The sequence below is a fragment of the Pseudomonas sp. PS01299 genome (assembly GCF_029960145.1).
GTDB classification, from domain to species: Bacteria; Pseudomonadota; Gammaproteobacteria; order Pseudomonadales; family Pseudomonadaceae; genus Aquipseudomonas; species Aquipseudomonas putida_A.
The window spans coordinates 1-20,259 of record NZ_JASCPO010000100.1 but is presented as its reverse complement, the minus strand read 5'-3'; the positions used below and the strand labels follow the sequence as shown (position 1 = coordinate 20,259).

The 20,259-nt window shown below is 61.8% G+C and carries 17 protein-coding genes; 11 read left to right on the top strand and 6 right to left on the bottom strand.

Going from position 1 to position 20,259, the window contains the following annotated elements; all coding sequences use genetic code 11:
- Positions 1–207 precede the first annotated feature (207 nt).
- Entirely contained in the window at positions 208–1,107 is a 900-nt protein-coding gene (locus tag QMX91_RS17940) for a LysR family transcriptional regulator (RefSeq protein ID WP_282413129.1), read from the bottom strand.
- 285 nt (positions 1,108–1,392) lie between these two features.
- Here QMX91_RS17940 and moaB point away from each other — a divergent pair, with 285 nt between their 5' ends.
- Together moaB and glp are read left to right on the top strand one after the other, a co-directional pair.
- Positions 1,393–1,932 carry a molybdenum cofactor biosynthesis protein B gene (moaB, locus tag QMX91_RS17935; RefSeq protein WP_139054684.1) on the top strand — a complete coding sequence of 180 codons (540 nt, stop codon included), beginning with the start codon at positions 1,393–1,395 and terminating at the stop codon, positions 1,930–1,932.
- Positions 1,929–3,134, top strand: coding sequence for a gephyrin-like molybdotransferase Glp (glp, locus tag QMX91_RS17930; protein WP_282413128.1), 1,206 nt, complete (start codon positions 1,929–1,931; stop codon positions 3,132–3,134). The genes moaB and glp overlap by 4 nt, the downstream gene beginning before the upstream one ends.
- Before the next feature lie 160 nt (positions 3,135–3,294).
- Here the strand turns inward: glp and QMX91_RS17925 are convergent, their stop codons facing one another.
- Together QMX91_RS17925 and moaA are read right to left on the bottom strand one after the other, a co-directional pair.
- On the bottom strand, positions 3,295–4,194 hold the full coding sequence (locus QMX91_RS17925) for a bestrophin family protein (RefSeq protein WP_135296099.1): 900 nt from the start codon (positions 4,192–4,194) through the stop codon (positions 3,295–3,297).
- 35 nt (positions 4,195–4,229) lie between these two features.
- On the bottom strand, positions 4,230–5,228 hold the full coding sequence (gene moaA / locus QMX91_RS17920) for a GTP 3',8-cyclase MoaA (RefSeq protein ID WP_282413127.1): 999 nt from the start codon (positions 5,226–5,228) through the stop codon (positions 4,230–4,232).
- Between the two features lie 357 nt (positions 5,229–5,585).
- On the opposite strand from moaA, the gene QMX91_RS17915 reads away from it, so the two are divergent.
- The 5 genes from QMX91_RS17915 to QMX91_RS17895 all read left to right on the top strand — a co-directional run bounded on the left by QMX91_RS17915 (position 5,586) and on the right by QMX91_RS17895 (position 11,707).
- Entirely contained in the window at positions 5,586–7,910 is a 2,325-nt protein-coding gene (locus QMX91_RS17915) for an FdhF/YdeP family oxidoreductase (RefSeq protein ID WP_135296098.1), read from the top strand.
- A gap of 106 nt (positions 7,911–8,016) precedes the next feature.
- Entirely contained in the window at positions 8,017–9,420 is a 1,404-nt protein-coding gene (locus tag QMX91_RS17910; protein WP_282413130.1) for a cytochrome ubiquinol oxidase subunit I, read from the top strand.
- 3 nt (positions 9,421–9,423) lie between these two features.
- Positions 9,424–10,440, top strand: a complete 1,017-nt coding sequence (gene cydB / locus QMX91_RS17905; protein WP_123588303.1) for a cytochrome d ubiquinol oxidase subunit II — start codon at positions 9,424–9,426, stop codon at positions 10,438–10,440.
- Positions 10,427–10,582: a DUF2474 family protein gene (locus QMX91_RS17900; RefSeq protein ID WP_098964444.1), complete on the top strand. Its 156-nt coding sequence runs from the start codon at positions 10,427–10,429 to the stop codon at positions 10,580–10,582. The genes cydB and QMX91_RS17900 overlap by 14 nt, the downstream gene beginning before the upstream one ends.
- 666 nt (positions 10,583–11,248) lie before the next feature.
- A complete protein-coding gene (locus QMX91_RS17895; protein WP_282413126.1) occupies positions 11,249–11,707 on the top strand; it encodes a transposase in 459 nt (152 codons plus the stop codon).
- 571 nt (positions 11,708–12,278) lie between these two features.
- Here QMX91_RS17895 and QMX91_RS17890 read toward each other — a convergent pair.
- The gene (locus QMX91_RS17890; protein ID WP_282413125.1) at positions 12,279–13,130 is read right to left on the bottom strand and encodes a CAP domain-containing protein; all 852 of its coding nucleotides are present in this window, start codon (positions 13,128–13,130) and stop codon (positions 12,279–12,281) included.
- Between the two features lie 199 nt (positions 13,131–13,329).
- Here QMX91_RS17890 and QMX91_RS17885 point away from each other — a divergent pair, with 199 nt between their 5' ends.
- Positions 13,330–13,950: a cell wall hydrolase gene (locus tag QMX91_RS17885; protein WP_282413124.1), complete on the top strand. Its 621-nt coding sequence runs from the start codon at positions 13,330–13,332 to the stop codon at positions 13,948–13,950.
- Here the strand turns inward: QMX91_RS17885 and QMX91_RS17880 are convergent.
- Positions 13,947–14,834: a LysR family transcriptional regulator gene (locus QMX91_RS17880; RefSeq protein ID WP_027611719.1), complete on the bottom strand. Its 888-nt coding sequence runs from the start codon at positions 14,832–14,834 to the stop codon at positions 13,947–13,949. The two genes, QMX91_RS17885 and QMX91_RS17880, sit on opposite strands and share 4 nt — an antisense overlap.
- Positions 14,835–14,937: 103 nt before the next feature.
- On the opposite strand from QMX91_RS17880, the gene QMX91_RS17875 reads away from it, so the two are divergent.
- The gene (locus tag QMX91_RS17875; RefSeq protein ID WP_282413123.1) at positions 14,938–16,326 is read left to right on the top strand and encodes an MFS transporter; all 1,389 of its coding nucleotides are present in this window, start codon (positions 14,938–14,940) and stop codon (positions 16,324–16,326) included.
- On the opposite strand, the gene QMX91_RS17870 is transcribed toward QMX91_RS17875, so the two are convergent.
- The gene (locus QMX91_RS17870; RefSeq protein WP_027611721.1) at positions 16,274–16,987 is read right to left on the bottom strand and encodes a murein L,D-transpeptidase catalytic domain family protein; all 714 of its coding nucleotides are present in this window, start codon (positions 16,985–16,987) and stop codon (positions 16,274–16,276) included. The two genes, QMX91_RS17875 and QMX91_RS17870, sit on opposite strands and share 53 nt — an antisense overlap.
- A 150-nt stretch (positions 16,988–17,137) precedes the next feature.
- On the opposite strand from QMX91_RS17870, the gene QMX91_RS17865 reads away from it, so the two are divergent.
- Positions 17,138–18,754: a L,D-transpeptidase family protein gene (locus QMX91_RS17865; protein ID WP_282413122.1), complete on the top strand. Its 1,617-nt coding sequence runs from the start codon at positions 17,138–17,140 to the stop codon at positions 18,752–18,754.
- Between the two features lie 514 nt (positions 18,755–19,268).
- Positions 19,269–20,177 (top strand): glutaminase B, encoded by a 909-nt coding sequence (gene glsB, locus QMX91_RS17860; RefSeq protein ID WP_003226050.1) that lies wholly within the window; start codon positions 19,269–19,271, stop codon positions 20,175–20,177.
- The last annotated feature ends 82 nt before the right edge of the window (positions 20,178–20,259 follow it).

The window sequence follows — 20,259 nt, the reverse complement described above, 5'->3', positions numbered from 1 at the left end:
GGGGCAAGAGCGCGAAAGTCGCGCTCATCGCCTGTATGCGAATACTGCTGATCAGACTGAATGCCATGCTGCGAGACGGCACAGAGTGGCGGTGACGAACGGTGGCAGTAAGACAGTTGCTCCCACATTTGAAATGCATTCAACCTGTGGGAGCGGGCTTGCTCGCGAAGGCGGCCAAGCGTCCAACAGCAATGTCTGGATAGTCACTCAAACAACCGGCACCTCACCCCCAAACATTTTCCGCGCCTCGGCAAAACACTTCTCGGCTATCGCCGAACGCGGCTCGGTCTTGCGCATTACCAGCCCCAGCGGCGCCAGCACGCTGGCATCCGGCAGTTGCATGAACGACAGGTGTTCGATCGGCTCTTCCAGCCCGCTGTCCAGCGGCATGATCGAGCAGCAGAAGCCCTGGTGAATCGCCTGCAGCAATTGATACGTCGAATCGCTTTCCATGATCGGCTGCGGATTCAGCCCGCGACTGCGGAAGCTCAGGTCGATGGATTTGCGGTAATGCATGCCGGTGGTGATCATCCCCAGCGGCAGTTCGGCGGCGTCTTCCCAGCTCATTTCCGAGCCTTCGAAATGGAAGTGGCGGTTGTCATAAAGCAGCCCTACGCGGGTTTCGCCGATCTCGAAAAAATCGAAATAGTTCGGGTTGACGTGGTCGAGGTAGCACACGCCCAGATCCAATTGGTTGTTGCCCAAACCGGCGATGATCTCGTCGGAACTCCCCGACGACAGGCTGAATTTCAGCTCGGGATAGGTCCCGGACAAACTCTGAATGTAATTGACCGGGTTGAAATTGCTCAGCGGCACCAGACCCAGGCGCAAGCTGCCGACCAGTTGCCCGCGGCACGCCGCAGCTTCGGCGAACAGGCCGTCATGCGCGGCCAGCAGTGTGCGCGCCCAAGCCAGCACCCGTTCGCCGGCCTGGGTGAAACCCTCGAAGCGCTGACCGCGATTGACCAGCACCAGATCCAGCTCATCTTCCAGATTGCGCAGGCGCATCGACAGGGTCGGCTGGGTGATGTGGCAGCGTGCGGCCGCCTGGCCGAAGTGTCGGGTTTCGTCCAGTGCGATCAGGAACTTGAGTTGTTTGATGTCCACGAAGGCACCTGCTCGTTGAGAAATTGAATGGAGTATTGACGCAGATGCGCGCAGCGCACGGAAAACGCGAGGTGCGACGATCTCATTTGACCGTGTTTGCGTCCAATCGGAAGCATTGAAAAGCCTATCGATCAGCTCTATCGCCCATGGTTTCAAACGCTTTGGCCGAGGTCAACGGCGCCGATAGAGCAGCTCGATAATGTGGTTGGCCAGAGTGATTAGACAGTCCTCATAAGTGGCACTTAGGCTGCTTGGCAATCTGATTGACTACTGCCGGAGATTCCCATGAGTGCGAAAGCGGATGCCCTGTTTGTCCCCCTGAACATAGCCGTACTGACCGTCAGCGATACTCGCGATTATGCAAGCGACACGTCCGGCCAATTGCTGGTCAGCCGCTTGCTGGAGGCCGGTCATACCTTGAGCGAACGCAACCTGCTCAAGGATGACCTGTACAAGATCCGCGCCCAGGTCGCGCAGTGGATTGCTGACGACAGCATTCAGGTGGTGCTGATCACCGGCGGCACCGGCTTCACCGGACGCGACAGCACGCCGGAAGCAGTGGCCTGTCTGTTCGACAAGCAGATCGACGGGTTTGGCGAGTTGTTCCGCGCCATTTCGATTCTCGACATCGGCACCTCGACCGTGCAAAGCCGCGCGCTGGCCGGGCTGTCCAACGGCACACTGGTGTGCTGCCTGCCGGGTTCGACCGGTGCCTGTCGCACAGCGTGGGAAGGTATCCTCGCCGAGCAACTGGATAACCGCCACCGCCCGTGCAACTTTGTGCCGCACCTCAAATCAGTCGCTGCCTGTGGGCCGCGCGGATGAGCAAGGCAGGGTTGATGCCGGTCGAGGACGCCCTCGACCAATTGCTCGGCATAGCCAATGAGCAACGTCTGGCCGATAGCGAAATTCTGCCGCTCGACGAGGCACGTGGGCGGGTACTGGCCAGTGATCTGGTCGCCTCGCTCGACTTGCCGCCGTGGCCGAATAGCGCCATGGACGGTTATGCCTTGAACCTGGCCGATCTGCATCGTCAGCCGCTGAAGGTGTCGCAGAAGGTCTACGCCGGTCTGGCACCGGACGCGCTATTGCCCGGCACCTGCGCGCGGATCTTTACCGGCGCACCGTTGCCACCTGGCGCTACCTGCGTCGAGATGCAGGAGAACGTCGAAGTGCTGGAGGACGGCCGCGTGCGTTTTTTGCAGCCGTTGAAGGCGGGGCAGAACATTCGCGCGCAGGGTCAGGAAAACCGCGTCGGCGACATCCTGCTGCGCGCCGGCAAACGCCTCGGGCCGTTCGAACTGGCGGTCGCCGCCGGGCAAGGGCTGGCACAGTTGCACGTGGTGCGGCGCCCGCGCGTGGCGCTGCTGTCGACCGGTGACGAACTGGTCGAGCCGGGCCTGCCGCTGCGTCCCGGCAGCATCTACAACAGCAATCGTGTGCTGCTCGGCCACTGGCTGAAGGAACTGGGCTGCGAGGTGATCGACGCCGGGATCCTGCCGGATCGTCCGGCGCAGACGCGGCTCAAACTTGAGCAACTGCAAGTGGCGGCTGACCTGATCCTGACCACCGGTGGTGTGTCTGCCGGCGATGCCGATTGCCTTGGGCAGGTGCTGCGCGAGGACGGCAAACCGCTGCTGTGGAAGTTGGCGATCAAGCCTGGCAAACCGCTGACCGTGGGCCATTTCGGCACGGTGCCGGTGATTGGCCTGCCGGGCAATCCGACCTCGGCGCTGGTGACTTTTGGCCTGCTGGCGCGACCGTATCTGCTGCGCATTCAGGGCGTGGAAGAGGTCATGCCGTTGAGCTTCACGGTGAATGCCGGGTTCGCCTGGAACAAGGCTGGCAGCCGTCGAGAGTATCTGCGGGTGCGGCTGGAGGCGGGGCGCGCGGTGTTGTATCCGAACCAGAGTTCCGGCGTTTTGCTCGGAGCGACCTGGGCCGATGGGCTGGTGGAGGTGCCGGAAAACAGCACCCACGGCATTGGCGATCCTCTGCGTTTCATTCCCTTCAGCGAACTGTTCTGACCCCGACACACATCCGAATGTGGGATGATCAGCCATTCTGCGGGGTGTACCTGGAACCTGTAGGAGCGAGCCTGCTCGCGAAGGCGGCGGCACAGTCAATATCTTCACTGACTGGTCGACCGCTATCGCGAGCAGGCTCACTCCTACAGAGGGAACGAGCTCAGCTCAGCACATAGTCCACCGGCAGCAACATCGGCGGCAGGTCGGTTTCGCCCAGTTCGCTGAGAATGTCACGCTCGATAGTGCGCACCAGCGAGTCAGTCGCCAAATCGTTTTCGTCGCGGCCGAACGGGTCTTCCAGTTCATCGGCAATCGCATCCAGACCAAAGAACGTGTAGCTGACAATCGCCGTGAACAGCGGGGTCAGCCAGCCCAGCGGTTCGGCCATGGCGAACGGCAGCAGGATGCAGAACAGGTAAATCGTGCGGTGCAGCAGCAAGGTGTAGGGGAAGGGCAGCGGGGTGTTCTTGATCCGCTCGCACACCGCTTGTGCCTGAGTCAGGCTGGTCAGGTGATTGGCCAGCAGCATGTAGCGCCACTCGCTCAGTTCACCGCTTTGATGCATATCCGAACATTGCTGGCCGACCTGCTGCAGAATCCGTCCACTGTAGTCCGGCACCTGCGCATTGTGTTGCGGGGTGATCCACTTGCTGCTGGCCGCCGCTTCGCTTTCCCGGCGCAATCGCGCATTCAGCGCATGAGCAAACCCGCAGAGGTTGAGCAGCAACGGCTTGCGCTGCGCCGATTCGCGGATGACATGGGTTTCGCGAATCACCGAACGGATGTGCACCAGCACATCGCCCCAGGCCTTGCGCGCTTCATACCAGCGGTCGTAGCAGGCGTTGTTGCGAAAATTCATGAAGATCGACAGCGACAGCCCGAGCAGGGTGAACGGCGTGGCGTTGACCTTGGTGAAGTTGCTCGGATGGAGCATTTCAATCAGCACGATGGCAGAAGCCAGCAGGGTGACCATCAGGGTGCGCAGGGCGATACGTTTGGCGATCGAACCCTTGAGGGTGAAGAGGATGGCGAATTGGTTGACCTTGGGTCTGATGATCATGCTGGGCGATCCCGGTTCCGCAGGGTGAGGGCGGCTCAGCCGCCGGTCATGTTCATGAAGCGCACGACCTGAACGTCGTCGTTCACTTCGAAATTGTGCCGATACGGCTTGAGTTTCATCGCTTCGATGATGGCCTTCTCCAGCCGCTTTGGTTGCCCCGGATGAGCGCGCAGCACGGCTTTGAGATCCATCGAATGCTCGTTACCCAGACACAGTAGCAGGCGCCCCTCGACAGTCAGCCGCACGCGGTTGCAAGTACCGCAGAAATTGTGGCTGTGCGGCGAGATAAAGCCCAGACGAATGTCCGGCGCCTCGGCCAGCCGCCAGTAGCGCGACGGGCCCTGGGTCGACTCGGCGGAGTCGATCAGGGTGTAGCGCTCGGCGATTTTTTCGCGCACCTGGGCGCTGGAGAAAAACGACTCGGCGCGGCTGTGTTCGCTGATGATCCCCAGCGGCATTTCCTCGATGAAGGAGACGTCGAGCTGGCGGTCGATGGCAAAGCTCACCAGATCGTTGATCTCCTGATCGTTGCGCCCCTGCATCACCACCACGTTGAGTTTGGTTCGGGTGAAACCGGCCTTGCGTGCCGCATCGATGCCGCTGATCACCTGCGCCAGATCACCGGTGCGGGTCATTTGCCTGAAGCGCTCCGGGTCGAGGCTGTCGAGGCTGATGTTCAGGCGCTTGACCCCGGCGTCGAACAACGGCGCGGCGAGTTTGCCCAGCTGCGAGCCATTGGTGGTCATGCACAGTTCACGCAGGCCGGGCAGGGCGGCGATCTGCTCGCACAGCTTGACCACGCCCGGACGAATCAGCGGCTCGCCGCCGGTCAGGCGAATCTTGCGCGTGCCCAGCGCCACGAAGCTCTGCGCCAGTTGATAGATCTCCTCCAGCGTCAGCACTTGCTGGCGTGGCAGAAACTGCATGTCCTCGGCCATGCAATACACGCAGCGGAAGTCGCAGCGGTCGGTGACCGACATGCGCAGATAGTCGACGCGGCGGTTGTAACCATCGATCAAGACACGCTCTGACATGACAGCCTCGCAGAAGTGGGTAGTCCGCATGGACGGAACCGGTTAGCGCAGATTATGGGCAACTTCAGATCTCGTCCAATCACTGTTTATGACTGCTTGATTGAGCGCGTCGATGATCAATTATTTTCTCTGGAAAGTTACCGCTTTAGTTTCGCAACACCCCGTAAATAAAGGGTTTTTCGCCGTGATAGAGGGTTTCGATAATGTGGTCATAAATAGCGATTAGACAATGTTTTGTAACGGTTCATATCCTTCCTCCGGCAACTGAAACGACCACTTTATTGCTGTGCAAAGTCGGCCGTCGCTGTTTAACCAAGATCAGGTTCATGCCTGTGTGCATCGTCATGGAGATGTCCCATGTCACAAGTCGACCGTTACAAACCTTACAAGGGTGCCGCTGCCGGTTGGGGGGCTGTGATCAGCCTGACCAAAAGCTGGCTGGGCAGTGAAAACGCCCTGAAAAACATCCGCGCCATGCTCAAGACCAACCAGAACGGCGGCTTCGACTGCCCGGGCTGTGCCTGGGGTGAAGCGCCCGGTGCGAGCATGCTCAAGTTCTGCGAGAACGGCGCCAAAGCGGTGAACTGGGAGGCGACCGGGCGCTTGGTCGATCCGGCGTTCTTCAACAAGTACACGGTATCGAGCCTGGCCGAGCAGAGCGACTACTGGCTGGAATATCAGGGCCGGCTGACCCACCCGATGCGTTACGACGCGCGGGTCGACCGCTATGTGGAAACCACCTGGGAAGATGCGTTCGCGCTGATCGCCGAACACCTCAAGGGTCTGAAATCGCCGCACGAGGCCGAGTTCTATACCTCGGGCCGGGCCAGCAACGAAGCGGCGTTTCTCTATCAGTTGTTCGTCCGCGCCTACGGCACCAACAACTTTCCCGACTGCTCGAACATGTGCCACGAAGCCAGTGCGGTGAGCATGGGCGAGACGCTGGGCGTGGGCAAGGGCACCGTGGTCTACGAGGATCTGCATCATGCCGACGCGATTTTCGTCATCGGCCAGAACCCCGGCACCAACCACCCACGCATGCTCGAACCGCTGCGTGAAGCGGTGAAACGTGGCGCGCAAGTGGTGTGCATCAACCCGCTGAAAGAGCGTGGCCTGGAACGTTTCCAGAACCCGCAGAACCCGATCGAGATGCTCAGCAACGGTTGGGAAGCGACCAACACCGCGTACTTCCGCCCGGCGCTGGGTGGCGACATGGCGATGATTCGCGGCATGGTCAAATTCCTTCTGCAGTGGGAGCGTGAAGCCCAGGCTAGCGGTGGCGAACCGGTGTTCGACCATGCGTTTATCGCGGAGCACACTTCGGGTCTGGACAGCTACCTGGCAGAAGTCGACGCCACGACTTGGGAGCACATCCTCGAGCAATCCGGCGTGCCGCTGCACGACATCGAACTGGCCGCGCGCATGTATGGCCGCGCCAAGAGCGTGATCATGTGCTGGGCCATGGGCCTGACCCAACATGTGCACTCGGTGCCGACCCTGCAGGAAGTCATCAACCTGCAACTGCTGCGCGGCAACGTTGGCCGTCCGGGCGCCGGTCTGTCGCCGGTGCGTGGTCACAGTAACGTGCAGGGCGACCGCACCATGGGCATCAATGAACTGGCGCCGAAGGAGTTGATGGACGCCCTGGAAAAACGCTTCAACTTCAAAGTGCCGCGCATGCACGGCCACAACACGGTGATGGCGATCGGTGCGATGGAGCGTGGCGAAGCCAAAGTGTTTATCGGTCTGGGCGGCAATTTTGCCCAAGCCACGCCGGACACCCCGCGCACCCACGAAGCAATGCGCAAACTCGACCTGACCGTGCACATTTCAACCAAGCTCAACCGCAGCCATCTGGTCACCGGGCGCGACGCGTTGATCCTGCCGTGCCTCGGCCGCACCGACATCGACATCCAGGCCGAAGGCCCGCAAGGCGTGACCGTGGAAGACACCTTCAGCATGGTGCACTTGTCGTTCGGTCAGTTGAAACCGAAGTCGGCGCACTTGAAGTCCGAGCCGGCGATCATTGCCGGGATTGCCGCCGCGACCTTGGGCAAGCATCCAATCGACTGGGAGTGGGCGGTGGGCGATTACGGACGCATCCGCAACCTGATCGGCGACGTGATTCCGGGCTTCGAGAACTTCAACGAAAAACTGCTGACCCCGGGTGGCTTTCACCTCGGCAACGATGCCTCGGATCGGGTCTGGAACACCGAGTCCGGCAAAGCCCAGTTCACCCCGTGCGTGCTGCCGGAACATCTGATCAGCGAAGGCGTGCGTAACCTGCCGGTCAAGCCGGATCTGATCCTGCAGACCATGCGTTCCCACGATCAGTACAACACCACGCTGTACGGCCTCGACGACCGTTATCGCGGGGTCTACGGCATGCGCGACGTGATCTTCGCCAACGAACAGGACATCCAGCGTCTCGGTTTCGAACCGGGGCAGAAGGTCGATCTGGTGGCGCTGTGGGATGACGAGCGCGAGCGCCGGGTCAGCGGGTTCACCCTGATCGCCTACGACATTCCGCCCGGTCAGGCGGCGGCGTACTACCCGGAAACCAACCCGCTGGTGCCGCTGGAAAGCTATGGCGACCGGACCTACACGCCGACCTCGAAATTCGTCGCGATTCGCCTCGAAGCGGCCAAGGTCAGCAACCTGATCCCGTCATCGCTGGCCTGACCCGCAACTTATAAAAACACTGGCAATTTCACTGGCTGCAGGCGTTCGCGCCTGGCGGTGGCCCGGCGACGTGCTGCCGCTTTTCAGCCTGGATGAGGACATCATCATGCTCAACATGGAGGCACTGGACCTGGCGCGAATTCAATTCGCGTTCACGGTTTCGTTCCACATTATCTTCCCGGCGATCACCATCGGCCTGGCGAGTTTCCTCGCGGTACTCGAAGGCCTGTGGCTGAAAACCCGTGACGACACCTACCGCGATCTCTACCACTTCTGGTCGAAGATCTTTGCCGTCAACTTCGGCATGGGCGTGGTCTCGGGGCTGGTCATGGCGTACCAGTTCGGCACCAACTGGAGCGGCTTTTCCGACTTCGCCGGGAGCATCACCGGGCCGTTGCTGACCTATGAGGTGCTGACGGCGTTCTTCCTTGAGGCCGGTTTCCTCGGGGTCATGCTGTTCGGCTGGAACCGCGTCGGTCGTGGCTTGCACTTCTTCGCCACGGTGATGGTCGCTATCGGCACGCTGATTTCAACCTTCTGGATTCTCGCGTCCAACAGCTGGATGCAGACGCCGCAAGGCTTTGAAATTGTCGACGGTCGGGTGATGCCGCTGGACTGGCTGGCGATCGTGTTCAACCCGTCGTTCCCGTTCCGTCTGGCGCACATGGCGATCGCCGCATTCGTCGCCACGGCCTTCTTCGTGGGCTCGTCGGCGGCCTGGCATTTGCTGCGCGGCAACGATACCGCGCCGGTGCGCAGGATGTTTTCCATGGCGTTGTGGATGGCGCTGATCGTGGCACCGATTCAGGCGGTGGTCGGTGACGCCCATGGCTTGAACACCCTGGAGCATCAACCGGCAAAAATCGCCGCCATCGAAGGCCACTGGGAAAACGCCGACAACGGCCCGACGCCGCTGGTGCTGTTCGGCATCCCCGACATGCAGGCGGAGAAGACCAAATATGCGCTGGAAATCCCGTACCTCGGCAGCCTGATCCTGACCCACAGCCTCGACAAGCAGATCCCGGCGCTCAAGAGCTTTCCGAAAGAGGATCGGCCGAACTCGACCATCATCTTCTGGAGCTTCCGCGTCATGGCCGGGCTGGGCATGTTGATGATCCTCGTCGGTCTGCTGGGGCTGGCGCTGCGCCGTGGCGGCAAGCTCTATCAGCATCGCGGCTTCCAGCGTCTGGTGTTGCTGATGGGGCCGAGCGGGTTGATCGCGTTGCTGGCCGGCTGGATCACCACCGAAGTCGGGCGTCAGCCGTGGGTGGTTTACGGTTTGATGCGCACCCATGACGCCGCGTCGCACCACTCGGTGGCGCAGATGAGCACCTCGCTGCTGCTGTTCGTGGTGATCTACTGCTCGGTGTTCACCGTGGGCATCGGCTACATGATGAAACTGGTGAAGAAGGGCCCGCAGCCGCATCACGAACATCCGCCGGAGGGCGATCAGTTGCAAACCCCGCGCCGGCCTATTTCGGCGGCTACCGTCCCGATGAAGGAGCACTGAGTCATGGGTATTCAAGGTATCGATCTCTCGTTGATCTGGGGTGTGATCATCGCCTTCGGGGTGATGATGTACGTGATCATGGACGGCTTCGATCTGGGCTTGGGGATCCTGTTTCCGCTGATCCCGGATGAGCAGGAGCGCGACGTGATGATGAACACAGTCGCCCCGGTGTGGGACGGCAACGAAACCTGGCTGGTGCTTGGTGGCGCGGCGTTGTATGGCGCCTTTCCACTGGCCTACGGGGTGATTCTGGAGGCGCTGTACCTGCCGCTGATCCTGATGCTCTGCGGGCTGATTTTCCGTGGCGTGGCGTTCGAGTTTCGCTTCAAGTCGTCGCCGCAAAAGCGTCACTGGTGGGACAAGGCGTTCATCGGCGGTTCGCTGCTGGCGACGTTCTCCCAGGGTGTGGCGATCGGCGCGTACGTATCGGGCATTCCCGTGGTGAATCGGCAGTTTGCCGGTGGCGGCCTGGACTGGCTGGCGCCGTTTCCGCTGGTGTGCGGCGTCGGTCTGGTGGTGGCTTATGCGCTGCTGGGCAGCACCTGGTTGTTGGTCAAGACCGAAGGCATGCTCGAGTCGCGGATGCGTCTGTTCACCCGGCCGCTGGCGTGGTTGCTGACGGCGATGGTGGTGGTGATTGGTGCGTGGACACTGAAGTTGCACCCGGAGCTGGCCACTCGCTGGTCGACCAGCGGGCACTTGATGGTGTTCGCCGGGTTGGTGGTGCTGGCGCTGCTGGCGTTGTTCGGGCTGCTGCGTACCTTGCGTCAGCGTCACACCCACTGGCCGTTCGTGTTCACTCTGGTGTTGATGCTGCTCGGTTACATCGGCCTGGCGCTGAGCATCTGGCCAAACATCATCCCGCCATCGGTGAGCCTGTGGGCGGCGGCGTCTCCGCCTTCGAGCCAATTGTTCGCCTTGATCGGCGCACTGTTCATCCTGCCGGTGATCCTGATGTACACCTTCTGGAGCTACTACGTATTCCGCGGCAAAGTGAGGATTGGCGATGGCTACCATTGATTCGCGTGAGGTCAGATCCTCCCGCTGGTACCAGCGTTTGGGCTGGTTGTTGCTGATCTGGTTCGGCAGCGTCGTGTCACTCGCCGTGGTGGCGAGTGTGCTGAAACTGGCGATGTATGCAGCAGGAATGAGGACCCACTGACAATAAAAAAACCGGAGCCATGACTCCGGTTTTTTTGTGCCCGCAATTCTGAACATCACTGATGCCCCCAGTGGGAGCGGGCTCGCTCGCGAAGGCGTCAGGTCAGTCGACATTGATGCTGAATGTGCCGGCCCTTTCGTGAGCAAGCCCACTCCCACCCTTGATCGCGGCCAGCCGCAAATCCTTCATCACCGACGATCCCTTGTGGGAGCGGGCTTGCTCGCGAAGGCGTCAGGTCAGCCGACATTGATGCTGAGTGTGCCGACCTCTTCGTGAGCAAGCCCACTCCCACCCTTGATCGCGGCCAGCCGCAAATCCTTCATTACCGACGATCCCCCAGTGGGAGCGGGCTTGCTCGCGAAGGCGTCAGGTCAGTCGACAATGATGCTGAATGTGCCGGCCTCTTCGTGAGCAAGCCCACTCCCACCCTTGATCGCGGCCAGCCCCAAACCCTTCATTTACCGACGATCCCCCAGTGGGAGCGGGCTTGCTCGCGAAGGCGTCAGGTCAGTCGACATTGATGCTGAATGTGCCGACCTCTTCGTGAGCAAGCCCACTCCCACAGTTGATCCGGTGCGCAGACACATCCTGCCAACAAACATGTTCGGCGCACTGTGATGGCTGATCTAGCCTTTTTCTGAATTCAACCATGGACAAGGCAAAGGAATGCCCAAACGTTACTCATCACATCGCCTGCGAACCGGCCGTCATTGCGAAGAAAATCAGATCTACCTACTAACCGCCAATACCTTGGAGCGTGAGTCAGTGTTCACGGATTACAGGCTCGGCCGGTTGGTTGTGCATCAGTTCAGGCAGGCGCAGGAGGAGGGGTTTGCCGAGACATTGGCATGGGTTGTCATGCCGGATCATTTTCATTGGCTGATCCAGTTGCAAAAGGGAACACTGGGACAATTGATGTGCCAGGTCAAATCCCTGAGTACTCGTTCAGTGAACACAGCAGCCGGTAGAACCGGGAGCCTTTGGCAGCACGGTTTTCATGATCATGCATTACGTCGAGAGGAGGACCTGGTGAAACTGGCTCGCTATGTAGTGGCTAATCCACTGCGGGCCGGACTGGTAAAAAAACTCGGTGACTATCCGTTATGGGATGCGATCTGGGTTTGAGCTCAGGATGTGCATACACCGCATTACTTCAGAACAAATGCGATCCCAGTGGGAGCGGGCTTGCTCGCGAAGGCGTCCGCTCAGTCGACACCGATGCTGAATGTGCCGGCCCCTTCGTGAGCAAGCCCACTCCCACCCTTGATCGCGGCCAGCCGCAAATCCTTCATTCACCGACGATCCCCAGTGGGAGCGGGCTTGCTCGCGAAAGCGTCAGGTCAGTCGACATTGATGCTGAATGTGCCGGCCTCTTCGTGAGCAAGCCCACTCCCACACTTGATAGCGTCCAGCCGCAAATCCTTCATTCACCGACGATGCCCTGTGGGAGCGGGCTTGCTCGCGAAAGCGTCAGGTCAGTTGACATTGATGCTGAATGCGCCGGCCCCTTCGTGAGCAAGCCCACTCCCACCCTTGATCGCGGCCAGCCGCAAATCCTTCATTCACCGACGATCCCCAGTGGGAGCGGGCTTGCTCGCGAAGACGTCAGGTCAGTCGATATTGATGCTGAATGTGCTGACCCCTTCGTGAGCAAGCCCACTCCCACATTGGATCTTCGGTGTTTTCTGAAGGGCTGTTACTGCGCCCCAAACATCGCGGTCCAGTAAATCCCGGCGCTGCTCTTTGGGTCGGTCGCGTAGGCGGCGCCGAGTTCTTTGTATTGCGGGTTCATCAGGTTGGCGCAGTGGCCGGGGCTGGCGAGCCAGCCGTCGACGACCTTGCGCACGGTGTCTTGCCCGGCGGCGATGTTTTCGCCGACCAGTTGGCCGCTGTAGCCGGCCAGTTCGGCGCGGTCACCGGGTGTGCGGCCGTCGCGGTCCTTGTGGTCGAAATAGTTGTTGTTGGCCATGTCGCGGCTGTGATCCTGGGAGATCGTGCCCAGGCTCGCGTTCCACGCCAGTGGCCCGGCAGCGGCAAAGGCCTGGCCGCCGCATTGACGCGGTTGGGCGCGAGCGGCGTTGAGTTGTTCGAGCAACTTCTGGCCTTCGCTTTGCGCATCGCCGAGCTTCGCCGACAGTAGAGGTCGCGCCAGCACAATACGCCAGTCACGATCAGCACGGCTGACCCCGACATCGACGAACTGCGGGTCCAGCACCACCTGGCAGAAACTTTCCTCAATCGCCTTCATCGCCGACGCTGCATCCCGTGGGCCGTTGAGGGTGATCGCCTGCACGTTGACCATCGGGTAGCTGGCGCTGGCCATGGCCTGTTGCAGATCGACCGCACCGGCGGCCGGCAGTCTCAGCCGTGGATCGGCCGACAGCGGTGGCAGTTCACTAGACGCCTGGCTGCCGCAGCGCTGCGGTTGGCTGCGGTAGGCATTGATCGACTCGATCAGTTGCGACTCGTCGGCAGCCATGGCCGAGGCGGCCACGACCAGGCCCACGGACAGCGTGGCAAAACGCAAGACGGATGGCATGAAGCGCATGGAAATCTCCCTTGAGCTGAGTGCGCTCATGATGCGCGAAAGGCCCCCGGTCAGTGCAATGTCTTTTTCTTCATCGAGCGGTTTTTTCTGCGGAACGTTACGTCGGTATTTGCCGTCTACACTCTCCGAAGGCCCCGGGAACCGGGCGTCTCCCCCACGAAACACCTTGCCCGGAACGGGCTCTGCCGGAAGAACTGACATGGGATTGAAATGGTTGGCTGGCTGTTTCGCATTAACCCTTATGGTCGGCGTTGTGAACGCCACCGATCAGACCCCGATCAAGGCCAAGGCCGAAGAGAAAGCCCAGGTGCTGGAAGAGAAGGCCGCCGACAAAGTCAGCGCGGCGCCAGCACCCAAATCCGAAGCGATCACCCCCACTGAAGTGCAGGCGGTTGACCCCGCCGGCACCGCGCCGCTGGACGATCCGATCACCTGCCTGGCGCGCAGTATCTACTGGGAAGCCAAGGGCCGCGACACGCTGGAAATGGAGGCGGTGGCCAACGTGGTGATGAACCGCCTCGGCCATGACGGCTTCCCCGACACCGTGTGTGCAGTCGTCAAGCAAGGTTCGGAAACCAAGAGCTGCCAGTTTTCCTGGTGGTGCGATGGCAAGGCCGATCAGGTCAAGGAAGACGCCGAATACACCCTGGCCAAGGACATCGCCGGCAAGGCACTCAACCGCCAGTTGCCGGATCGCACCCATGGCGCACTGTATTTCCATGATCGCCAGGTGCATCCGAGCTGGGCCAGGGAGTACAAAAAGACCGCCGCGGTCGGAAAATTCCTGTTCTACAAACCGGCTGGGGGCGACGCGCGTTAAACGCAGACTTCCCGTACACAGTTGCGCAGCCAGCGGTGCGCCGGGTCGGCGTCCATGCGCGGGTGCCAGAGCATCGACACGCTGATCGGCGGCATCCTGAAGGGCAGGGCGAAGCTGTGCAGGCCCATGCGCAGCTTGCTGGTGTGACGCTCCGGGACCGTGGCGATCAGGTCCGATTCGCGCACCAGCGTCAGCGCCGCCGAAAAGCCGCCGAATGACGTGACGATATCCCGCGTCAGACCTGCGGCGAGCAACGCTTCGTCGACCGGGCCGCTGCTGCGCCCGCGCCGTGAGATCAGAATGTGCTGGCCGCCGGCAAAGCGTTTGCTGCTGATCTTGCCCGAGCTCAACGGATGGCCTTCGCGCACCACACCGATCCAGTGATCCTCAAACAGAATGCGGCTGTGCAGCGTCGGGTCGGTGCTGTCGTCGACCACGCCGGTCTCCAGATCGACCCGGCCTTCGCGCAGCGGCGTGCTGTCCTTGTCGGCTTTCTGCACAAAGCGCAGGCGCACGCCGGGTGCTTCTTCAGCGATGCGCGCGAGCAGCGCGGCGGCGAAGGTTTCGACAAAACCGTCGGTGTTGCGCAGGGTGAAGGTGCGCTGCAATTGGCCGGGATCGAGCACTTCGGCGGGACGCAACACCGCCTCGGCTTCCTGCACCAGAGCGCTGACCCGCTCACGCAATTCCAGCGCACGCGGGGTCGGCACCAGACCTCGGCCGGCGCGCACCAGCAACGGATCGCCGGTGGTTTCGCGCAGCCGGGCCAGGGCGCGGCTCATCGCTGACGGGCTCAGCCGCAGAATGTGCGCGGCGCGGGCGACGCTGCCTTCGCGCAACAACACGTCGAGGGTGATCAACAGGTTCAGATCCGGTGTGCTCATGACATGGCGTTCCATGCAGGTATCAAGTGCAAAGCATGCGTCTTGCGCCTTGCCGTGTCGAGACGCAGGCTATGCCGTCTGACCTTTGCACCAGGAGCGCCCGATGCCCGGATCCCCCTTGCCCCCTCAAGCCCGCTGGGCGCTGACCAGTCTGGCGCTGTCGATGTTGATGCCGTCGCTGGACACCAGCATCGCCAATGCCGGATTACCGACCTTGGCTGCAGCGTTCGATGCGACGTTTCAACAGGTGCAGTGGATCGTGCTGGCCTACCTGCTGGCGGTCACCACGTTGATTGTCAGCGTCGGGCGTCTGGGCGATGTGTTCGGGCGGCGGCGACTGCTGCTGATCGGCATCGGCATTTTTACCAGTGCTTCGCTGTGCTGTGCGCTGGCGCCGGGGCTTGGCTGGTTGATCGGCGCGCGGGCCGTGCAGGGCCTTGGCGCGGCGATCATGTTCGCCTTGACGGTGGCGCTGGTGGCGGATGCGGTGCCCAAGGCGCGGGCGGGCAGTGCGATGGGCTTGCTGGCAACCATGTCGGCCACCGGCACCAGCCTCGGGCCATCGCTGGGCGGTCTGCTGATCGCGCATGTCGGCTGGCCGTCGATCTTTGTCCTCAACGTGCCGTTGGGCCTGCTCAATGCGTGGCTGGTTTATCGATATCTGCCGGCGGATCGCCCGGCCAAATCGGCAGTCGCGTTTGATTACCTCGGCACCGTGGTGCTGGTATTGACGCTGGCCGCCTACGCGCTGGCGATGACGCTCGATGGCTACACGCTGATGTTGCTGCTGGTCAGCCTGTGCGGGGCAGGGGTGTTTGTTACGGTCGAGATGAACGCCAGGGCGCCGCTGATTCGCCTGTCATTGTTTGCCGACGCGCGTCTGAGCAGCAGCCTGGCGCTGACGTTGCTGGTAACGACGGTGATGATGACCACGCTGGTGGTCGGGCCGTTTTACCTGAGCCGGGGCCTGGGACTGGGCAGCACCGTGGTCGGCCTGGCATTGTCGGTCGGGCCGCTGCTGGCGGCGTGCGGCGGGGTGCCGGCGGGGCGTCTGGTGGATCGCTTCGGTGCGCGGCGGGTGGTGCCGGGGGCGTTGTTCGGGTTGGCCGGCGGTTGCAGTTTGTTGGCGTTGTTGCCGATGAGCCTCGGTCTGGCGGCGTATCTGCTGCCGATGGCGGTCATTGCCAGCAGTTATGCGTTGTTCCAGGCAGCGAACAATACAGGGTTGATGGCGACGGTCAGTCAGGCTCAGCGCGGTGTGGTGTCGGCCCTGCTCGGGCTGTCACGCAATCTCGGACTGATCACTGGCGCGGCGGTCATGGGCGCGGTGTTCGCCTTCGCTACGGGTGACCCGACGCAAGCCCCGGCCGAGGTCATCGGCAGTGGCTTGCACTACACGTTCGGGGTTGCGGCGGCGCTGATGGTCGTGGCCCTGATCGTCAGCTGGCGTGGGTACTCAAGATGCTCGCCACTTGCTGCGGCTGGCAGTTGAGGTACGGCGAGGACTTCAGCCAGCGCTGGTCCGGGTACCAGGAGAACATGAACTGGCCGTCCTTGAGTTTATCGATCACCTGCTTCGCCACTTGTGGGCGCACCGCCGGGCAACCCTGGCTGCGACCGATACGGCCCTGACGCTTGCTCCACAACGGATTCACGTAGTCGGCGGCGTGGATCACGATGGCGCGGTCGCGGGCCAGATCATTGAAGCCCGGCTCCAGACCGTCCATGCGCAGCGAATAACCATGGGTCCCCTCGTAACTTTCTTGGGTGCGGAACAGCCCGAGGCTTGACTGGTAACTGCCTTCGCGGTTGGAGAACTGGGTCGCGAAATTTTCCCCGGAATTTGAACCGTGGGCGACCAAATCGCGCAGCACCAGTTTCTTTCTGTTCAGATCGAAGATCCACAGCCGGCGGGCGGTGGAGGGCTGCGAATAGTCGATGATCGCCAGGTGGCGTGAGGGTCTCGCGCCATTGTTCACTGCGCATTGCATGGCGCTCAAGGCACCTTTCAGCGCTTGGGGATTGAGTTCCGGCGCGGCGTGGGCGAGGCTGGTGAAGAGAACCGGCGATGGTTTGCCGGCGGCGAAAGCTGGGCTGCTCACGACGACGAGGGTCGCGGTGGTCAGCAGAAGTCGGCGCAAATACGTCAACATTTATAAAGTGTCCTCACTTGCTACTTATTTGGCACTTTGGCTCCTGACTCCCAGTCATACCCGACAGACCCCTGTTTCGAGCCTGACTGTTCAGCGCACCTGATGTAAGGTTGACCGTCATTCAGACGGCCACGGATTGGAGTAAAGCAGTTGTTCAAAAAGTACGCATGCTACTTGAGCATTTGTTTGCTCGCTGCGCCGTTTGTCGCTTGCGCCGATGAGCCGCTGCCGCCGTTGCAGACCCTGCCGACGCCGCCGGCGGAAATGCCGCTCGAGCCGCAAAGTCCGCTGCAAGCGGTGCTGATCGGTTTGCCCCAGGCGTGCCCGGCGATTGCCGCGCACCTGAGCGGCTCGGCGCTGACGCAATTGCAGGCGTTTTATCAGCAGCAGGACTGGCTGCCGGTGTGGGCCAGCGAGTCCGGGCGTTTGCCGGCCTTGCGCGCGCAGTTGCAGCTGTTGGCCGATGATGGCCTCAATCCCAAGCGCTACCCGGTGGCGGCCAATCCGCCGCAGGACGGCGAGTTGTGCGCCGATATCGACATCAGCCGCTCTTATCTGCAAGCCCTGCAGGACCTGCATTACGGTCGTCTGCTGCAATCGCATTTCGAGCCGCTGTGGCATTCCGATGACACCCCGCGTGATCGTCAGGCGGAATTGCTGGCGATCGCCGTGCCCGGTCTGCACGACATCAAGACCGCGTTCGATCTGGCGCGTCCGCGTCTGGCGCAATACCAGAGCCTGCGCCACCTCTACGCCAGCCAGCGGCTGCAAGCCTTGCCGCACTGGCAGTCGGTGGGCAACGGCCCGTTGCTGCGCCCGGCGATGGAAGACAAACGCGTGCCGGAACTGGCCCAACGCCTGTTCAACGAAGGCTACCTGACTCACGCCATCGGTACGCCCGGCAATGCCTATGAGGGCGTGCTGGTGGAAGCGGTGAAGAGCTTTCAGGCCAACCATTCGTTGCAGGCCGACGGGGTAGTCGGGCCGGGGACGATTGCCGAGCTCAACATCAGCCCGCTGACGCGCCGCGAACAATTGCGCGTCAACCTTGAACGTTTCCGCTGGCTGGCCCAGGACATGGAGCCCGACGGTTTGCTGGTCAACGTCGCTGCCGCCGAGTTGACCCTATATCAGGCCGGCGTGCCGGTCTGGCAGACCCGTACCCAGGTCGGTCGCGCCGAACGGCAGACCCCGTTGCTGAAATCCCGGGTCACGCGCCTGACCCTGAACCCGACCTGGACCGTGCCGCCGACCATCTGGAAAGAAGACAAGCTGCCGGCGATCCGCAAGGATCAGACCTTCCTCAGCCGGCAGAACCTGCAGGTGCTCGACGCCCATGGCCAGCCGTTGGCCGCAGCGGATATCGACTGGGACAACCCCGGCAACATCATGCTGCGCCAGGAGGCCGGGCCGCGTAATCCGCTGGGGCAACTGGTGATCCGCTTCCCCAACCCGTTCGCGGTGTACCTGCACGATACGCCGAGCAAGGCCCTGTTCGACAGAGGCCCGCGCGCCTTCAGCTCCGGCTGTGTGCGGGTCGAGCACCCGATGCAACTGCGCGACCTGTTGCTGACCCCGGCGGAACGTACGCGCACCGACACCTTGCTCGCCACCGGCAGCACCCACGAATTCCGCCTGTCGGCACCGGTGCCGATCCTCATGACCTACTGGACGGCACAGGTCGGCAAGGATGGGCAGGTGCGTTATGCGCCGGATATCTATAGCCGCGACAGTGCGCTGCTCGCCGGTCTCGACGGCGCACACTGAATCCCGGATTTGCAGCAGCCCCCCCCTGTGGGAGCGGGCTTGCTCGCGAAAGCGTCAGTTCAGTCAACATCAATGCTGACTGTACCGACCCCTTCGTGAGCAAGCCCACTCCCACACTTGATCGTGGCCAGCCCTGAATCCTTCATCCACCACAGCCCCAGTGGGAGCGAGCCTGCTCGCGAAAGCGTCAGTTCAGTCAACATCAATGCTGACTGTACCGGCCCCTTCGTGAGCAAGCTCACTCCCACACTTGATCGTGGCCAGCCCTGAATCCTTCATCCACCACAGCCCCAGTGGGAGCGAGCTTGCTCGCGAAAGCGTCAGTTCAGTCAACATCAATGCTGACTGTACCGACCCCTTCGTGAGCAAGCCCACTCCCACCCTTGATCGTGGCCAGCCCTGAATCTTTCATCTACCACAGTCCCCTGTGATAGCCAGTGTGATTCGTGGCAGTTGCGCAGCGTCTAGCCCCAGTGTCCCCGCAATCCCATGGGGCGAGACTTCGGAACCCGGCATGCAAGCGCTGTTGAACGAGATTCTTGACGCTGTCCGGCCCCTGATCGGGCAGGGCAAAGTGGCTGATTACATTCCCGCCCTCGGCACCGTGCCGGCCAATCAGCTGGGCATCGCCGTGTATGGCAACGACGGCGAAATGTATTGCGCCGGCGACGCCGAGACGCCGTTCTCGGTGCAGAGTATTTCCAAGGTGTTCAGCCTGGTGCAGGCAATCGAGCATTCCGGCGAGGCGATCTGGGAGCGCTTGGGGCACGAGCCGTCCGGCCAGCCGTTCAACTCGCTGGTGCAACTGGAGTTCGAACGCGGGCGCCCGCGCAATCCGTTTATCAACGCCGGGGCGCTGGTGATCTGCGACATCAACCAGTCGCGTTTCGCCGCGCCAGCCCTGTCGATGCGCGACTTCGTGCGGCGCCTGTCGGGCAATCCGCAGGTGATCGTCGACGGCAAGGTCGCCGAGTCCGAATACCAGCATCGCGCCCGCAACGCGGCCATGGCGTACCTGATGCAATCGTTCGGCAACTTCCACAACGACGTCGAAGCGGTGCTGCGCAGCTACTTCAGCCACTGCGCGCTGCGCATGAACTGCATCGATCTGGCCCGGGCGTTCTGCTTCCTCGCCAACGACGGTTTCTGCAAACACAGCGGCGAACAGATCCTCACTCGGCGCCAGACCCAGCAGGTCAACTCGATCATGGCCACCAGCGGTCTGTACGACGAGGCCGGCAACTTCGCCTATCGCGTCGGCCTGCCGGGCAAGAGCGGGGTAGGCGGCGGGATCGTCGCTGTGGTGCCCGGGCAGTTCACGGTGTGCGTGTGGTCGCCGGAACTCAACGCTGCCGGTAACTCGCTGGCGGGGATGGCGGCGCTGGAGATGCTCAGTTCGCGGATTGGCTGGTCGGTGTTCTGACCTGATCTTCCAAACACCACGAAACCTGTGGGAGCGGGCTTGCTCGCGAAGAGGCCAGCACATTCAATATCCATGTTGATGG